The sequence below is a fragment of the Actinomycetota bacterium genome, assembly GCA_019347575.1.
Classification (GTDB): Bacteria; Actinomycetota; Nitriliruptoria; order Nitriliruptorales; family Nitriliruptoraceae; genus JAHWKY01.
This window is the reverse complement of sequence record JAHWKY010000004.1, coordinates 94,919-111,897: the sequence shown is the minus strand read 5'-3', so window position 1 is coordinate 111,897 and position 16,979 is coordinate 94,919. Positions and strand designations below refer to the sequence as shown.

Genomic DNA, 16,979 nt, shown 5'->3' with positions numbered 1-16,979 from the left:
AGGTCGTCGTCCGCCTCCGCCGTCACCGACTCGCGATCCGGTTCGACCAGTGGCCGGAACACCTCGTCGGCTTCCTCGTCCTCGTCGTCATCGATGAGTGGAGAGACGCTCGCGAGGTCGTCGTCCTCGTCGACCTCGCGGAGGAACGCGCCCTCCTGCTCGACGAGGCCCTCCCACTTGTCGAAGCCGGCGGCGATGACGGTGACCTTCACCTCGTCGCCGAGGCTGTCATCGATCACAGCACCGAAGATGATGTTGGCGTCCGGGTGAGCCGCCTTCGTGATGACATCGGCCGCCTCGTTGACCTCGAACAGCCCGAGGTCGCTGCCGCCGGCGATCATCAGGAGCACGCCGCGAGCCCCATCGATCGAGGCCTCGAGCAACGGGGACGAGATCGCGCTCTTCGCGGCCTCGAGCGCGCGGTTGTCTCCGCGTGCCTGGCCGATCCCCATCAGCGCCGATCCCGCGTCCCTCATGACCGTGCGGACGTCGGCGAAGTCCAGGTTGATCAGACCGGGGGTCGTGATCAGGTCGGTGATGCCCTGCACGCCCTGGAGCAGCACCTCGTCGGCGAGACGGAACGCCTGGACCACCGACGTCTCGCCGTCGGCGATCTGCAGGAGCCGATCGTTCGGGATCACGATGAGGGTGTCGACCTCGTCCTTCAGTTCGGCGATCCCGCCCTCGGCCTGCACGGCCCGTTTGCGTCCCTCGAACATGAACGGTCGGGTGACGACGCCGATCGTCAGGGCGCCGAGCTCCTTGGCGACCTGTGCCACGATCGGCGCCCCGCCGGTCCCGGTACCCCCACCCTCGCCGGCGGTGACGAACACCATGTCGGAGCCCTTGAGGACCTCGACGATCTCCTCCCGGTGATCCTCCGCCGCCTGCAGACCGACCGAGGGATCGGAGCCCGCACCGAGGCCACGGGTCAGGTCGCGGCCGATGTCGAGCTTCACGTCCGCGTCCGACATGAGCAACGCCTGCGCGTCGGTGTTCACGGCGATGAACTCCACGCCACGCAGACCGGCGTCGATCATCCGGTTCACCGCGTTGACGCCGCCACCGCCGATCCCCACGACCTTGATGACCGCGAGGTAGTTCTGTGGGGCTGGTGCTGCCGCCATCCTGGTTCCTCCTGGTGCCCGAGAGCACCGTTCCTGGTCCGTCCTGGCGCACGGAGCGCCGCCAACCGCTCGGTCGGCGGCGGTTCGGGCTCGACCGCTGAGGCCTGAACCTCTACTTCAGGTCTATACTTATGTAAACCTCTGGTAAGGGTGGAAGGTAGACACGACCGCCGGAGTCGTCAAGCCCGCCGGCTACGGACGGACGACGGGGGCTCGGGGCGCACGCACGTCGACCGTGCCGACGACCGCACCCGCGAGGTCCTCGAGGACCGCGCCGAGGGCGCGTGACTTCTCGTCCAGCCGGTCGGCGCTGCCCAGTCGCACGGTGATGCCGGAGGCGAGCACCGCGTCGACGTCGTCATCAGCGCGAGCGACGTAGCGCACGACCTCGGTGCGCAGGGGCCCGGAGATGCCGCGGTGGATCGCGAGGGCAGCGTGCAGCGGAGGGGAGGTCTCGACCGTCTCTCCCACCGCCGGGATCCCACCGGCGAGGAGTTCGACGACGGGGAGACCCGGCTCGCTGCCGGGCGCGATGACGACGCCCTCCTCGGAGACCAAGGCGTCCCTGCCGCCACCCACGGCGACGACCACCGGACGTCGTTCGGTGATGGAGATGCGCACCGTCAGCGGGTCGACGCGGCGGATGTCCGCGTCCGCGACCAGCGCCAGCTCCTCGACGCGCCTCTCGGCGGCGCCCAGACGCAGCCGCAGCGTCGACGTCCCGAGCGGAAGGTCGGCGGCCTCGCGGACCAGGTCGGGGTCGAGCCGGACCGTTCCCGCCACCTCGACCTCGTCCAGCGCGACCAGGGAGCTGCGCTCGATGAGGAACGCGACGACGACGAGCACGAGCAACACGAGGAACGTGATGGTGCGGCGGAGGCGGCGCCGACGGGCCTCGTCGCGAACCTCACGACGCCGCCGGGCGATCCGTTCATCGACCCTGGTCACGACGGACCCTCCTCACCCACATCCACGCCGACGGTCACCACCTCGGGGATGAGATCGATCCCGAACCGCTCGGCGACCTCGATCCGCACCCGTCTGATCAGGGCGGTGACGTCGGCCGCGGTCGCCTCGGGTTCGGTGACGATGAAGTTCGCGTGCCGCTGTGAGATACGAGCGCCCCCGACGACGGTTCCCTTCAGGCCAGCGGCGTCCACGAGCCGACCCGCCGAGTCCCCCTCTGGGTTGGTGAACACCGAGCCGCAGTTGGGCTCGTTGATGGGCTGGTGCTCGCGCCGCCACTGCTTGATCTCGTCGATGGCCGCACGGATCGTGGCGGCATCAGCTCGGCGCAGCGCCAGCTCCGCCGCGACCACGACACCCCCGGGCGGCAGCTCGCTGTGCCGGTACGACAGGCCGAGCTGCGACGCCGCGAGCCGGTGACGGTGGCCATCCTGTGGCGTGACGACCTCGGCCGCGACCAGCACGTCGGCCATCTCGCTCCCGTGTGCTCCGGCGTTCATCCGCACCGCTCCCCCGATCGATCCTGGGACGGCTGCAGCGAACTCGAAGCCGGTCAGTCCCTCGTTCGCGAGCTTCACCGCGACCACCGGCAGCGGCTCAGCTGCGCCGAGCCGGACGTCCCCCGAATCGAGCACCTCGAGTCCGCGGAACCCCCGCCCCAGCTTCAGGGCGATGCCGCCCCAGCCCTCGTCGGCGACGAGCAGGTTGGAACCGCGCCCCACGACGAGCCAGCCGACACCGTGCTCCGCCGCGGCCGCACCGACCGCCGCGATGTCCTCGTCGTTCTCCGCCTCGACCAGGACCCGCGCCGGACCACCGACCCGCAGCGTCGTCAGGTCGGCGATGGTCGCACCGGCGCTCACCTCGCCGGTGCAGGCTGCGCGGAGCTGCGCCACGAGCCGATCGTCGCTCACGTCGTGCCCCCGAGCCGGTCGAGCAGCTCGGGTCCCACGCTGGTGACATCGCCCGCGCCCGTGGTCAGGACCAGGTCGCCGGGCCGGACGAGTCCGGCGAGGCGCTCCCCCACGGCGGCGAGGTGGGGCTCCCACACCACCTTCGCACCGGCATCGCGTGCCGCGTCGGCGACGAGTCGGCCGGTCACCCCGGGGATGGGGTCCTCGTTCGACGCGTACACGTCGGTGACGATCACGAGGTCGGCTCCGGCGGCCGCACGTCCCAGCTCGGCGCCGAACACCTCGGTCCGCGTGTAGCGATGGGGCTCGACGACCAGCACGATACGCCCGTCGGTCGAGGCGCGCGCGGTGGCGAGGGTGGCGCGCAGCTCGGTGGGATGGTGGGCGTAGTCATCCACCACGCGCACACCCTGCGCCATGCCGAGGTCCTGGAAACGGCGCTGCGCCCCGCGGAATACGCCCAATCCGCGCGCCGCGACGTCGAGGTCGGCGCCCGCCCAGTGACAAGCAGCGAGCGCGGCCGTGGCGTTGAGCTGGTTGTGGCGCCCGGGGACCGACAGCTCCAGCGGCACGGCCTCGTCGCCGACCCGGACGGAGGTGCTCCCCCGCTCGATGACCAGCCGGACATCCGCCCGCGGATCCTCGCCGTACCCCAGCACGGGATCCTGGATGCGGTCGGCGAGCTCACGTGCTCCCGGGTCGTCACGACAGAGGATCGCCGGCGCCCCCTCCGTACGCCGCTGCGCGAACTCCGTGAACGCATCGATGACGTCCGCGAGCGAGTGGAACTGGTCGGGATGGTCGAGCTCGACGTTGGTCACGACGATCGCATCGGGCCGGTAAGCGAGGAACGAACGGTCCGACTCGTCGGCCTCGGCCACGAACACATCGCCTTCGCCTGCGTGCGCGTTCGAACCCGCCTCGTTGAGCGCACCACCCACAGCGAAGCTGGGGTCGAGGCCAGCGCTCTGCAACGCCACGACCACCATGCTCGTCGTGGTCGTCTTGCCGTGCGTGCCCGCGACCAGCAGAGCACGGTGCTCGTCCATCAGCGCCGCGAGCATCTCGGCACGCTGGAGCACCGGGATGGATCGTTCCACCGCGGCGAGGACCTCCGGGTTCTCCGCCGGGACGGCGGTCGAGACGACGACCGCCTCCGCGTCCCCGAGCGCATCGCGATCGTGCCCGACCCGCAGCTCCGCACCCATCGCCGACAGCGACGTGAGTGTGCGCGAATCGTGCAGGTCGGTCCCGGTGACGCGGTGGCCTCGCTGCAGGAGCACGCGGGCGATGGCGCTCATCCCGGCGCCGCCCACACCGACGAGGTGGACGTGCCGGGATCGCGAGAGGTCGAACGTCACGTTCGCACCCCTGAGGTCTGGTGCTGCCCGACGACCTCGAGGACGATGCGGGCGAGCACCTCGGCAGCATCACGCCGACCGAACGCCCGCGCCGCCCGGCTGAGGGCGTCACGTTCGTCCTGGTCGTCGAGGAGGGGTTGGACCTCACTGGCGAGCCGCTTCCCGTCGAGCTCGGCGTCCTCGATGATCCGGGCGGCGCCGATCTCGGCCAGCGAGCGAGCGTTGACGAGCTGGTGGTCGCGGGTCGCGTGGGGATAGGGCACCAGTACCGCGGGCAAGCCCAGGGCGGTGATCTCGGCGATCGAGGTCGCGCCGGCGCGGCAGACGACGACGTCGGCGGCGGAGTAGGCCGCACGCATGTCGTCGATGTAGTCGACGCAGCGAACGAGTGGACCCTCCCCTCCGGCTCGCGCGCGCTCCCACGCCGATGCGGCCTCGCCGTAGAGCGCGCGCCCCGCGGCGTGGAGGATCTGGACCCGGCTCGGATCTCCCCAGTGGGTGTAGCTGGCGACCGCCGCGCGGTTCAACGACCGCGCACCCTGGCTACCACCGAACACCAGGACGGTGCGCCGGCGCTGGTGGAGACGGAAGTGGCGCAGCGCCTCGGCGCGCTCACGCTCCCGATCGAGGTTGAGCATGTCCGCACGCACGGGGTTGCCGGTCACCGATACCCGCTCGGTCTGGCGGAAGCGTTCAGCCGAACCGGGGAACGTCACGGCGATGCGGTCGGCCCATCGAGCGGCGAACTGGTTCGCGATACCAGGTACCGAGTTCTGCTCGTGGATCACGAGCGGGATGTCGGTACGACCGCAGGCCCAGTCCAGCGGGAAGCTGACGTACCCGCCGAACGTCACGGCCGCCACGGCGCGTTCCTGGGTGATGATCTCCTCGCACCGACGGATCGCGCCCCGCAGCGCCGCGGGCAGCTTGAACAGCCCCAACGACGGCCGCCGGGGCAGCGGCAACGCATCGATGTGGTGGAACCGGTACCCCGACGCCGGCACGAGCCGCCCCTCGAGACGACCTTCGGTCCCGACGAAGACGGGCTCGAGGTCGGACTCGCGTTCCGCCACCGCAGCGGCGACCGCCAGAGCCGGGTACACGTGCCCGGCGGTGCCACCGCCTGCGAACAGGATCGTGCGCGTCATCGTGGGACCTTCCGGTGGGGACGTGCCCGAGCACGGGCGATCGCGACCAGGATGCCCAACGCGAGCAGGGTGCTCACCAACGACGACCCTCCGACCGAGACGAGCGGCAACGTCACGCCGGTGATGGGGAGCAGTCCGGTCACCGCAGCCACGTTGACGAGCGCCTGGCCTGTGATCCAGCCGGTCACCACGAACGCGACGGTCCGTCCGAAGGGGTCGCGTGCGGTCCGGGCGACCCGGAGCCCGAGCACGACGATCGCGGCGAAGAGGGTGAGCACCAGCACGGCACCGACCACACCGAGCTCCTCGCCGATGATGGCGAAGATGAAGTCGGTCTCGGGGTTCGGGACGAAGTTCCACTTGCCGCGGCTGGAACCGAGACCGAGTCCGAACCACCCCCCCGATCCCAGCGCGTACATCGACTGCAACAGCTGGTAGCCGTTGCCGAGCGGATCGGCTTCGGGATCGAGCCAACCAGCGATGCGGGCGAACCGGTAGGGGGCGGCAACGGCGGCCACCAGCGCGAACGTCCCTCCAGCCACGAAGAGCGTGCCCATGTGCCGCAGGGGGGCGCCCTCTACGAGTAGGACGAGTCCGACGATCAACCCGAGCAGGAGCGTCGTGCCGAGATCCGGTTGGGCCATCACGAGCACGGACAGGACCACCAACAAGGGCACCGCGGGCAGGAACGCGTGCCGGGGATCGGTCGACGGATCGATGCCCTGCGCCCGCTTGCGCGTGAACACGTCCGCGAGCCACAGAACGGTCGCAAGTTTCGTGATCTCGGACGGCTGGACGACCAGCGGCCCCAGCGCCAGCCAGCGGGTCGAGCCACCCTCGGTGATGCCCAGACCGGTCAGGACCGCGACCAGCCCGCCGAGTGCTCCGGCCATCAGCAGCCACGAGAGCCGCCGCCAGACGCCGTGGTCGAGGTTGGCGGCGATGAGGAACACCGGGACGCCCACGCCCGCCCACAGCAGCTGGCGCAGGAAGACCCCGAAGGGATCGCCGGTCTCGGCAGCGTCCACGAACGACGCGGAGAAGCTCATGACCAGCCCGATCACCGTGAGCGCGCCGACCACGGTCGTCAGGGCGATCGCTTCCGACGTCCAGCGCGCGCCCCGTTGCGGCAGGAGTGCACGGACGACGGCTGCCACGCCGGGGCGTTGGATGGTGCTCTCAGCCATCGACGGCCTCCGGGGTCTGTCGGGGATCGGTGACCTCGCGGGCGCTCGCTGCGAACCGGTCCCCACGTTCGGCGTAGTCGCGGAACATGTCGAACGAGGCACACGCGGGGGCGAGCAGCACCGTGTCGCCCGGCTGTGCCATCGTGGCCGCAGCGCGGACGGCGCCCTCGAGCGTCGTGTGGTGCGTGGCCTGCACTCCGCCCAACTCGCAGACGCTGGCGAGTTCGTCCGCTGCGCTCCCGATGAGGAAGGCGTGACGGACCGCACCGAGGTGATCGCCCAGCACCTTGAGGTCCACTCCCTTGGCGAGGCCCCCGGCGATCCACAGGATCCGATCGAACGCCTCGAGGGCCGCCGCCGCCGCGTGGGGGTTGGTCGCCTTGGAGTCGTCGACCCACCTCACGCCGTCACGCTCGACGACGGTCTCGATCCGGTGTCTCCCCGGCCGGAACGCGCGCGCGGTCTCGACGATCCCATCCGCACCCGCCCCAGCCAGCAGAGCTGTGAGCGTGGCCGCCGCCACGTTGCTGACGTGGTGCGGAGCGGTGCTCGTGAGCTCGCGGAGGGCGATCTCGACCACGGCCCCGTCGGGCGCGGTCGCGATCATGGCGTCGCCGGTCAGCACGACCCCGGGGCCGTCGGTCACCCCGGCGTGTCCGAACCACGCCAGGCGTCCGGGAGCACGGTCAGCGAGTCCGCGGGCGCGGGGGTCGTCGCGGTTGATCACCGCCCAGTCCTCGGCGGTCTGCGATCGCCACAGGCGTGCCTTGGCGTCGGCGTAGGCCGCGGCGTCGCCGTGCCAGTCGGCATGGTCCTCAGCCAGGTTCAGCAGGGTCCCGATGCGCGGACGGAGGGTGTGGGTGAACCGCAGCTGGAACGAGCTGAGCTCGGCGACGAGCGTCGTGCCCGGCTCGCTGGCCAGGGCCACCTCGGTGAAGGGCCGGCCGATGTTGCCGCAGGTCTCGGCCCGGACGCCACCGGCACTGAGCATCCCCGCCGTCAGCTCGGTGACCGAGGTCTTGCCGTTGGTGCCGGTGATCCCCACCACATCCCTGGCCACGAGACGCCAGCCGAGCTCCGGCTCGGACCAGACCGGCACGCCCTCGCCGAGAGCGCGCTCGATGGCGGGGGCGTGCTCTGCGACACCCGGCGAGGGGACGACCACGTCGACGGTCGGGACGATCGGGGCAGGATCGGTCGCCGGCCGCACGTCGGCACCGGCCGCACGCGCTCGCGCGATGCCATCGGCATCCGGTTGCCGCTCCGTCGCCACGACCTCGATGCCGCGGCTGGTGAGGGCGTTCACGGCCGCGACACCGGACCGACCGAGTCCGATGACCAGCGCACGGCGGACGCCGTCGAGACGTGGCTCAGCCACCGGTCCCCACCCTCGCGAGGTACTCGGCGTAGAAGATCCCCAGGCCCAGCGAGACCCCCAGCGCCCCGAGGATCCAGAACCGCACCATCACGGTCGTCTCGTGCCAACCTCCCAGTTCGAAGTGGTGGTGCAACGGAGCCATGCGCAGGACCCGACGACCGAACACGCGGAAGGTGAAGACCTGGCCGATCACGCTCAGCGTCTCGAGCACGAACAACCCGCCGAAGGCGGCCAGCAGCAACTGGGTGTTCGTGACGGTCGCCAGGCCAGCCAGCAGGCCACCGAGCGCCAACGACCCGGTGTCGCCCATGAAGATCCGTGCCGGAGGTGCGTTCCACCACAGGAACCCGGCACACGCCGCGGTCGCAGCCGCCGCGATCACGGCGACGTCCTGCCCCGCCGCCGGGTCGATGATGTAGTCCGCCGGATGGCGCCACTGCCAGAACGCGACGATCGTGTACGCCCCGAACACCATCGCGCCCGACCCGGCGGCGAGGCCATCGAGCCCATCCGTGAGGTTGACGGCGTTGGACGAGCCGGCGAACAGCAGGAACATCCAGACCAGGAAGGCCGGGGTGGCGATGTCCCAGCCGCTGATCCCGGCCGTCGAGACGTGCTGGGGAACGCCGGCGAAGGCGGGCCCGAGGAAGCCGAACGTCGCGGCAACCGACGCCTGGCCGACGAACTTGGCGGTCTTGCTCAGTCCGAGGTTCCGACGCATCCGCAGCTTGATGAGGTCGTCGGCGAAGCCGACCAGCCCCATGCCCACGAACGTGATGAGCACGAGCAAGCCCGCGGGTGTCACCCGGACGCCCACGATCCGCGCGACGACGTAGCCGGCGAGCGCCGCGAGGACGATCGCGGCTCCACCCATGGTCGGGGTGCCCGCCTTCTCGTGGTGGTGGCCGGGCCCCTCGTCGCGGATCGCCTGACCGAAACCACGGCGACGGAACTCGCGGATCAGCAGCGGCGTGCCGATCAGGGTCAACGTGCCGGCCACGGCGGCCGCGATGAGGATCGAGATCACGGCCCCGGCTCCCCGCCGAGGTGCGTCAGCAGGCCATCGGCGACCTGTTCGAGACCCGCGACCCGGCTGGCCTTCGTCAGCACGACGTCACCCGGTCGCACCACCTCCACGACCACCGCCAGGGCGGCATCCACGTCCGCCACGCTCTCGGCCAACGAGCCGGCTCCCGAGGCGAGGGCGTCGGCGTCCCCTCCCGCAACGACGACGAGCGTGTCCACGCCCAACTCGCCCGCCTCACGCCCGACCTGCTCGTGCGCCCCGCGTGAGACCGCTCCCAGCTCGGCCATCTGTCCCAGCACGGCGATCGCCCGCCCCCCGCGTCTGCGGCTGAGTTCGACGAGCGTGCGCAGGGCGGCGATCACGCTGGTCGGGTTGGCGTTGTAGGCGTCGTTCAGCACCGCGACGCCGCCGGCCTCCGCGAGCTGCGAGCGCCACGGTGACACGGTGGCAGACCGCAGTGCGTCCGCGGCCGCTGCCACGTCCACGCCGAGGTGACCTGCGACTGCCAGCGTGGCCAGCGCGTTCCCGACGTGGTGTACCCCGGCCACGGGCACGGTCACATCGGCGTCGCCCCAGGGGGTGCGTGCCCGGAACGACGCGCGAGCGTGGTCATCGAGTTCGACGGACTCCGCGCGGACGTCAGCGTCGCGCGCCTCGCGCCAGCCGTAGCGGATGATGGTGGCACGGGTGCGGGTCGCCATAGCCGCAACGCGTTCATCATCGGCGTTCAGGATCGCTGCCCCACCGACCGCCGTGGCCTCGATCAGCTCGCCCTTGGCCTGGGCGACCGCGTCGAGGTCACCGAACTGTTCCGTGTGGGCTGCCGCGACCGCGGTCACGACGCTCACGTCGGGACGCACGTACGGTGTCAGCGCGGCGATGTGGCCGATACCACGCGCGCCGATCTCGACGACGACCGCCTGTGTCCGGGACTCCACGTCGAGTAGCGTCAGCGGTACCCCGAGCTCGTTGTTGTACGACCCTCGAGCAGCGACGGTGCGCAGCTGGGCTCGAAGCGCCGCTGCGGTCAGGTCCTTGGTCGTGGTCTTGCCCACCGAGCCGGTCACCGCCACGACCGTCGGGTCGACCCGATCGCGGACGGCGCCGGCGAGGCGGGCGATCGCGGTCCACGTGTCGGCTACGAGCACACCTCCTGGCGCGCGGTCACCCTCGCGTGTCTCGGCGAGGTAGCCCGTGGCTCCGGCGGCGAGTGCCGCCTCGATGTAGTCGTGACCGTCGGCGGACTCGCCCCGCAGCGCCACGAACAACGCCTCGGTCCCCACGTCGCGAGAATCGGTCGTCACCGTGCGGACCAGGCGTGCCGCGTCGGCCGCGTCGACGTCCCCGTCCGTGGCTGCCGCCACCTCCTGAAGCGACATCTCGATCACGCTGTGCCCCCCGCCACGTGACGGCCACGGCCGGTCGCGTCCGCGAGCAGGTCGGCGGCGACGAGGCGGTCGTCGAAGGGCACGGTCCGACCGGCGATCTCCTGCCCGGTCTCGTGCCCCTTCCCGGCGATGAGGACGACATCACCAGCTTCGGCCCGGTCCAACGCCGCAGCGATCGCCTCGCGGCGATCGAGGCGGACGGTGATGTCGGCGGGCGCACCGGCGCGTGCGGCTTCGCGCGCGCCCGCTTCGACCGCCGCGACGATGGCTTCGGGTGGCTCCGACCTGGGGTTGTCGGAGGTCAGCACCGCGACGTCTGCGGTAGCGGCAACGGCACCCATCTGCGGCCGCTTGTCACGGTCGCGGTCGCCTCCGCAGCCGACGACGACGATGGTTCGACCCTCAGCGATCGCCCGACAGGCCGCGAGCGCGTGCTGCAGCGCGTCCGGTGTGTGGGCGTAGTCCACCAGCACGGCGAACTCGTGTCCCGCGGCGACCGGCTCGAGCCGGCCGGGGACGGGAGGGGCGGTCGCGATCCCGGAGGCTGCGGCGTCGGGCTCGATCCCGGCCACGGTCGCGGCCAGGTACGCCGTTGCGGCGTTCAGGCCGTTGTGGGCACCGATCAGACGGGTCCGCAGCTCGCGGTCGGCGTCGGGCCCGCGCAACCGCAGGCGGGTCCCCTCAGCGTCGACGCGTACGTCGGTGAGGCGGTACGTACCGGTCTGGAAGCCCAACGTCGTGGTCCCGAGGCTGGTTCGGGCTGCCAGCCGCCGCCCCCAGATCGAATCGACGACCACGACGGCCCGCTCGGCGAACCGCGAGGTGAACAGGCGCTGCTTGGCGGCGAAGTAGGCCTCCATCGTGTGGTGATGGTCGAGGTGGTCGCGACTCAGGTTGGTGAAGGCCACGACCTCGAAACGAGTACCGTCCACGCGACGCAGGTCCAACCCGTGTGACGAGACCTCCATCGCGACCGCGTCGACGCCCCGGTCGTACATGTGCGCGAACGTCCGCTGCAGGTCGGTGCCCTCGGGGGTCGTGCGCACGCCGGGTTGCGCCTCGCCGTGGATGCGGGTCTCGACCGTGCCGATGAGTCCGGTCCCGAGGGCGGCAGCGCCGAAGGCGGATTCGAGGAGGTAGGTCGTGGTGGTCTTGCCGTTGGTGCCGGTCACACCCACCACGCGGAGACGGTGCGAGGGGTGATCGTGGATGCGTGCCGCCGCCGGTCCCATGGCGGCACGGACGTCCGGCACACGCACCTGGGCCACGTCGTGGGCAAGCCACCGCTCGACGAGCAGTCCGCTCGCGCCCCGGGCGATCGCATCGGCGGCGAAGTCGTGGCCGTCGGCGTGTTCGCCGCGGACGCAGCAGAAGAGCCACCCGGGCCCTGCCTGGCGGCTGTCGTGGGTGGCGTCGGTCACCGCACCCTCGCCGCGCAGTTCGCCGCCGAGACCTCGGGTCGCGAGGTCGCCGGCGAGACCCGCGAGGGCTACGGGCTCGCGCGCCGACGTGGCCGGCGGCCAGGGGTGGTTGCTGGTCACGACGGTGGCCCCGGGGTCACGTTCGGTCGGCTGGACCGCTGTCCGGCAGAGGGTAACGGTCGCTCTCCGTGACCTGTTGGATGCGCATCCGGCCGTCCGACCGCTCCCGCCGCGCAGGGCCACGTCAGGTCGCGGGATCGGTCTCGGAGCCGGCCCCGTCAGCGGGGGTGGAAGCGTCCGGTGTCTCGACGGGGTCGCCCCCCGGTGGTGACCCAGGCTCGTCCGCCAGCGTGGCCGGCCCCTCCTGGCGAGCCGCGGCCTCGGCGGCCTCGCGTGCCGCCGCATCGAACCGCTCCTGCAGTCCGACGGGTCCCCCGGTCGGAGCGACCTGTCGGTGCAGCAGCGCGAACTCCATGACCTCGGCGAACACCGGAGCCGCGACGACACCGCCCCAGATCGGCCGCGGTTCATCGACCATGACGGCGACCACGACCTGCGGGTCGTCGACCGGCGCGAAGCCCACGAACGCCGCCACGTACTCAGTGGAGTAGCCGCGGGCGTCCGGGAGCGGCTTGCGTGCCGTTCCCGTCTTGCCGGCGACGTCGTAGTTCGCGACCGCGGCGTTGCCGCCCGTCCCGCCCTCGTCGACGACTCCGGCGAGGATCTCGCGCAGAGCCCGAGACGTCTTGGCACCGATCACGCGGCGTCGGTCACCCTCCACGGTCGGGTGGAGCCGACCGTCCTCGGCGACCGTGCCGCGGACGATGCGAGGCGGCACGGCCAGGCCGTCGTTGGCGATCGTGGCGTACGCGTGGGCCGCCTGCAGCAAGGTCGCTGCGACACCCTGGCCGATCGCGATCGTGGGCAGGCTCGTGGTCCACCACTGGTCCACGGGGAGCACCATCCCGGGCGCCTCCCCTGGGAAGCCGGTCCCCAGCGGCTGGCCGTAACCGAAGGCCTCGAGGTACGTCGCGAGGCGTTCCGGCCCGAGCAGCTGCGCGACCTTGATGGTCCCGACGTTGGACGATGCGGCGATGATCTCGCTGAACGTGAGGTCCTCGGTGGGATGGTCGTGGCTGTCGGAGAAGGTCTTGTTGCCCACCCGGATGCGGTCCTCGACCGCGAAGACCGTGTCGGGGGTGACGACCCCCTCCTCGAGTGCCGCCGCGGCGGTGAGGGCCTTCTGGACCGATCCGGGTTCGAACATGTCGGTCACCGCGCGGTTGCGCCAGGTCGCGGGGTCGGATCCGTCGAGCGCGTCGGGGTCGAAGCCCGGCGCACTCGCCATCGCCAGCACGTCTCCGGTCCGCACCTCGAGCACCACGACCGACGCCCCGACGGCGTTGAACTCCTCGACCGCCCCCTGCGCCGCGGTCTCGGCCACGTGCTGGATCTCGCGGTCGATCGTGAGCACGAGATCGGTGCCCGCCGTGGCCGGCTCGAGCTGACGGGTGCCTGATGCGATCGCCAGTCCCCCGGGCGCGCGTTCGAGTGCGAGTGTCCCGGGCTCACCCCGGAGCAGACGGTCGTACTGCAGCTCGAGCCCGTGCAGACCATCACCGTCGATACCCGTGAAGCCCACGATCTGTCCTGCCAGCCCGCCTGCCGGGTAGTCCCGACGGGGCTCGGTCAGCACACCGATCCCTGGCAGACCGAGATCGAGGACGTGCTCGCCGACGCGCCAGTCGAGCTGGCGCGCGAGGTAGACGAAGTGTGCGTCCTTGCGCAGCTGGGTGGCGATCGCGTCAGCGTCCAGCCCCAGGATGGGCGCGAGCGTGGCCGCCGTCGTGCCGACGTCCCCGGCTGGCGGGGCGATCAGCCCGTCGGGACGTTCCTCGGGCCGGTAGGCGCGGGGGTCGGCGTACACGGTTGCGGCATCGACGGAGGTAGCGAGCACGTCGCCCTCGCGGTCGTAGATACGGCCGCGTTGGGGCGGCAGCTCGACGGTGCGGACACGCTGGCGGATGCCCTCGAGCGCGAGCTCGTCGGCGCGGACGACCTGCACGAGGACGAGGCGGGCGGTGATCCCCACGAACGCGACGACGTAGACCACCAGCAGGAACACGGCGCGCCGTCCGACCGGATCGCGGGTGAACCGCGTCCGCTTCGTGGCGGTGCTGATCGGGGCGCGGGCGCGGGTCACCGGGCCGTCCTTCCTAGGAGTGTGCGGACAGGACGGGCTTCAGCGGATCGGTGGCCTCGCCCACCGGATGGAGATCCGCCACGTAGCCGTCGGCTGGCAGAGGGCGCAGGACGTGGAGGAACCGAGGCGAGCGGGCGGGGATCATCCCCAGACGCTCGGTGGCCACCTGGCGGATCCGACCGGGGTCCTCGAGCTCAGCGACCGCGACCACGAGCTCGGCGTAGCGCCGTTCCTCGAGCGCGACCCGTGCCTCCAGCTCGCGGGCGGCGACCGCATCGCCCGCCGCGAGGGCGTTGAGCGTGACCGCTCCGAACACCGCTGCTGCTCCGAGCAAGAGGGTGAGCACGACGAACCGCAAGGTGTTGGGTGGCGCCTGCGGCTGCACGACGCGCAGGCGGGGACGGCGACGCGGCTCGCGGGTGCGGACGGGGACGGCGCTCACGACGGTTCCTTCCGACGGGCGGCGCGCAGACGGGCGGCGCGGGCCCGGGGGTTGGTGGCGATCTCTTCGGGGCCGGGGCGCTCGGGGCGCTTGGTCAGCACCTCGACCAGCGGCACCCGACCGCAGGCGCAGACGGGCAGGTCGGGGGGGCAGATGCAGCCGCGAGCCGCTTCGACGAAGGCGCGCTTGGCGATGCGGTCCTCCAGGCTGTGGTACGACAGCACCACCGCGACCCCACCTGGCAACAGCCGGTCGATCGCTGCCGGGAGCGCTCGGGAGAACGCCTCCAGTTCGTCGTTGACGGCGATCCGCAACGCCTGGAAGGTGCGCGTCGCGGGGTGCCCGCCGGTGCGCCTGGCCGCGGCGGGCACGGCGTCACGCACGACCTCGGCGAGCGCGGTGGTCGATCGCAGCGGACGCGCCGCGACGATGGCGCGCGCGATCCGATCGGCGAACCGCTCCTCCCCGTACTCGCGGATCACCCGCCGTAGCTCGGCCACATCGGCGTGGTTGACCAGATCAGCAGCGGACCGGCCGCCGGTGGGATCCATGCGCATGTCCAGCGGCCCCTCGTGACGGTACGAGAACCCGCGCTCCGGGCGGTCCACGTGCATGGACGAGATGCCGAGGTCGAACAGCACGGCCGCGACGCGGTCGATGCCCAGATCGTCCAGCATGTCGGGGAAGGCGTCGAAACGCACCTGGGCGAGGTCGGTACGCGCCAGCGCCGACGACCGGTCGAGCCGCTCGCGGGCGAGCGCCAGCGCCTCAGGGTCGCGATCGATGCCGATGAGGTGGGTGGTGCGGCCAGCCTGCGCGCGCGCCTCGAGGACCGCGACGGCGTGCCCAGCTGCGCCCAGGGTGGCATCCACCACGGCCCCGTCGGGGGCCTCCCGCAGCAGGTCCACCACCCGATCGAGCAGGACCGGGACGTGAGGTGCATCGGGGCGGGTCATCACCGTCATCGACCCGTCCCGAAGTCGAACGGCACGTCGAGGGTGGCGAACGCCTCCTCCGCTGCGGCGCGGTAGGCCTCCCACGTCTCGCGGTCCCAGATCTCGATCTTGTCGTCGCTGCCGACGACCGTGAGGTCACGTTCGAGGCCGGCGTACTCCCGGAGCCGGGATGGGAGGGTCACCCGGCCCTGGCCGTCGGGGGTCTCCTGCTGCGCCCCGGCGAGGAACACCCGCAGGTAGCCGCGGGCACCACCGTGCTCGCGCGGCAGCGAGCGCAGGTGCTCGACGCGCTTCTCGAAGACCCCGACGGGGTAGACGTCCACGCAGCGGTCCTGGCCCGGCGCGACGTAGAGCCCGCTCGCGAGGCGGTCACGGAAGCGGGCCGGGAGGATGACCCGACCCTTCGCGTCCAGCGTGTGCTGGTGCTCGCCCGTGAACAACGCTGCTCCGAGGACTCCGCCTGCCGTGGAGCCCGGTCCCGTCCCGTCGCCCCCACCCGGGGGCCACTGCGGACCGATGTCCTCCACCACGCGCCACATTACGCCACTCCACTCCGAACGTCAACGTACGGTGCCGGAAGCGGCCAGATACCGCCCGAACGGGCCAGTCACCCTCGATCTCGCGCGTCCGCGGATGCCCCCACCACGCCCCACCGTGGCGCCTCCACCGAGCGAGCAACGCGCGTCTACTGTCACGTCAGAGCGGTGACCGCACGGTGCCTCGCTTCGCGACGCTGGTGGTGGAGCGAAGTGGAGGCCAGGCTCCGTCCGGCGCGTCAGCGACGGTGGAGCGAAGTTGAAGACAGGCTCCGTCCGGCGCGTCAGCGACGGTGGAGCGAAGTTGAAGACAGGCTCCGTCAGCGACGGTCGATCAGCGGGAGCAGGTCGAGCACGGGGGTCCAGCGCGCCCCGAGGTAGGGCGCGAGGTAGCCACGCCACGCCTCGTCGAGCTCGCCGACCCGCGCGAGCAGCCAGAACGCCGACGGCGGCGCGGCCGGCTCGCGGGCGAGTCGCAGCCCGGCCTCGCGGGGCGTGCGATCCTGCTTGTGGGAGTTGCAGCGGCGGCACGCCGCGACCACGTTCTCCCACGCGTGCGCGCCACCCCGCGACCGCGGCACGACGTGATCGACGTCCTCGGCGGTGCCACCGCAGTACTGACACCGCTGGCCGTCGCGCAGCAGCACCGCACGACGCGAGAGGCCGGCTCGACGCCGCACCGGGACGCGCACCTGCCGCTGCAGACGGACCACAGTCGGGGCGCGCAGACGCAGCGACTCCGAGCGCAACCAGCGCCCGTCCTCGTGCATCACCTCGGCCTTCTGGGCCAGCGTCAGGACCACCGCACGGCGGGTGGGAACGATCGACAGCGGTTCCATCGAGGCGTTGAGGACGAGCACCGGCAGGCTGATGGTTGGGCGCGGCGCGGTCGCAGGACCGCCGCCGGCGTCCTCGTCACCACCCC

Annotated in this window: 14 protein-coding genes and 1 pseudogene; all 15 read right to left on the bottom strand. The window is 71.8% G+C overall.

The features are described from left to right. Positions 1–179 precede the first annotated feature (179 nt). A pseudogene (gene ftsZ, locus KY469_03755) lies at positions 180–1,127 on the bottom strand (cell division protein FtsZ). Positions 1,128–1,319: 192 nt separating this feature from the next. Continuing rightward, on the bottom strand, positions 1,320–2,075 hold the full coding sequence (locus tag KY469_03750) for an FtsQ-type POTRA domain-containing protein (GenBank protein MBW3662193.1): 756 nt from the start codon (positions 2,073–2,075) through the stop codon (positions 1,320–1,322). Next, on the bottom strand, positions 2,072–3,007 hold the full coding sequence (murB, locus tag KY469_03745; protein ID MBW3662192.1) for a UDP-N-acetylmuramate dehydrogenase: 936 nt from the start codon (positions 3,005–3,007) through the stop codon (positions 2,072–2,074). The genes KY469_03750 and murB overlap by 4 nt, the downstream gene beginning before the upstream one ends. Beyond that, positions 3,004–4,308: a UDP-N-acetylmuramate--L-alanine ligase gene (gene murC, locus KY469_03740; protein MBW3662191.1), complete on the bottom strand. Its 1,305-nt coding sequence runs from the start codon at positions 4,306–4,308 to the stop codon at positions 3,004–3,006. Before murC ends, murB begins: the two co-directional genes overlap by 4 nt. A gap of 56 nt (positions 4,309–4,364) precedes the next feature. Next, positions 4,365–5,516 carry an undecaprenyldiphospho-muramoylpentapeptide beta-N-acetylglucosaminyltransferase gene (murG, locus tag KY469_03735; protein ID MBW3662190.1) on the bottom strand — a complete coding sequence of 384 codons (1,152 nt, stop codon included), beginning with the start codon at positions 5,514–5,516 and terminating at the stop codon, positions 4,365–4,367. Further along, positions 5,513–6,703: a putative lipid II flippase FtsW gene (gene ftsW, locus KY469_03730; protein ID MBW3662189.1), complete on the bottom strand. Its 1,191-nt coding sequence runs from the start codon at positions 6,701–6,703 to the stop codon at positions 5,513–5,515. Before ftsW ends, murG begins: the two co-directional genes overlap by 4 nt. Then, complete coding sequence (gene murD, locus KY469_03725; protein ID MBW3662188.1) at positions 6,696–8,081, bottom strand: UDP-N-acetylmuramoyl-L-alanine--D-glutamate ligase; 1,386 nt, start codon at positions 8,079–8,081, stop codon at positions 6,696–6,698. The genes ftsW and murD overlap by 8 nt, the downstream gene beginning before the upstream one ends. Then, positions 8,074–9,108 (bottom strand): phospho-N-acetylmuramoyl-pentapeptide-transferase, encoded by a 1,035-nt coding sequence (mraY, locus tag KY469_03720; protein MBW3662187.1) that lies wholly within the window; start codon positions 9,106–9,108, stop codon positions 8,074–8,076. Before mraY ends, murD begins: the two co-directional genes overlap by 8 nt. Beyond that, positions 9,105–10,493 (bottom strand): UDP-N-acetylmuramoyl-tripeptide--D-alanyl-D-alanine ligase, encoded by a 1,389-nt coding sequence (locus tag KY469_03715; protein MBW3662186.1) that lies wholly within the window; start codon positions 10,491–10,493, stop codon positions 9,105–9,107. Before KY469_03715 ends, mraY begins: the two co-directional genes overlap by 4 nt. Next, positions 10,493–12,037, bottom strand: a complete 1,545-nt coding sequence (locus tag KY469_03710) for a UDP-N-acetylmuramoyl-L-alanyl-D-glutamate--2,6-diaminopimelate ligase (GenBank protein MBW3662185.1) — start codon at positions 12,035–12,037, stop codon at positions 10,493–10,495. Before KY469_03710 ends, KY469_03715 begins: the two co-directional genes overlap by 1 nt. 124 nt (positions 12,038–12,161) lie before the next feature. Next, positions 12,162–14,120 (bottom strand): penicillin-binding protein 2, encoded by a 1,959-nt coding sequence (locus KY469_03705; protein MBW3662184.1) that lies wholly within the window; start codon positions 14,118–14,120, stop codon positions 12,162–12,164. Between the two features lie 13 nt (positions 14,121–14,133). Continuing rightward, positions 14,134–14,562 (bottom strand): hypothetical protein, encoded by a 429-nt coding sequence (locus KY469_03700; GenBank protein MBW3662183.1) that lies wholly within the window; start codon positions 14,560–14,562, stop codon positions 14,134–14,136. Then, positions 14,559–15,518 carry a 16S rRNA (cytosine(1402)-N(4))-methyltransferase RsmH gene (gene rsmH / locus KY469_03695; protein MBW3662182.1) on the bottom strand — a complete coding sequence of 320 codons (960 nt, stop codon included), beginning with the start codon at positions 15,516–15,518 and terminating at the stop codon, positions 14,559–14,561. The genes KY469_03700 and rsmH overlap by 4 nt, the downstream gene beginning before the upstream one ends. 5 nt (positions 15,519–15,523) lie before the next feature. Next, the gene (gene mraZ / locus KY469_03690) at positions 15,524–16,057 is read right to left on the bottom strand and encodes a division/cell wall cluster transcriptional repressor MraZ (GenBank protein MBW3662181.1); all 534 of its coding nucleotides are present in this window, start codon (positions 16,055–16,057) and stop codon (positions 15,524–15,526) included. A gap of 317 nt (positions 16,058–16,374) precedes the next feature. Next, a complete protein-coding gene (locus tag KY469_03685; GenBank protein ID MBW3662180.1) occupies positions 16,375–16,920 on the bottom strand; it encodes an HNH endonuclease in 546 nt (181 codons plus the stop codon). Between the last annotated feature and the right edge of the window lie 59 nt (positions 16,921–16,979).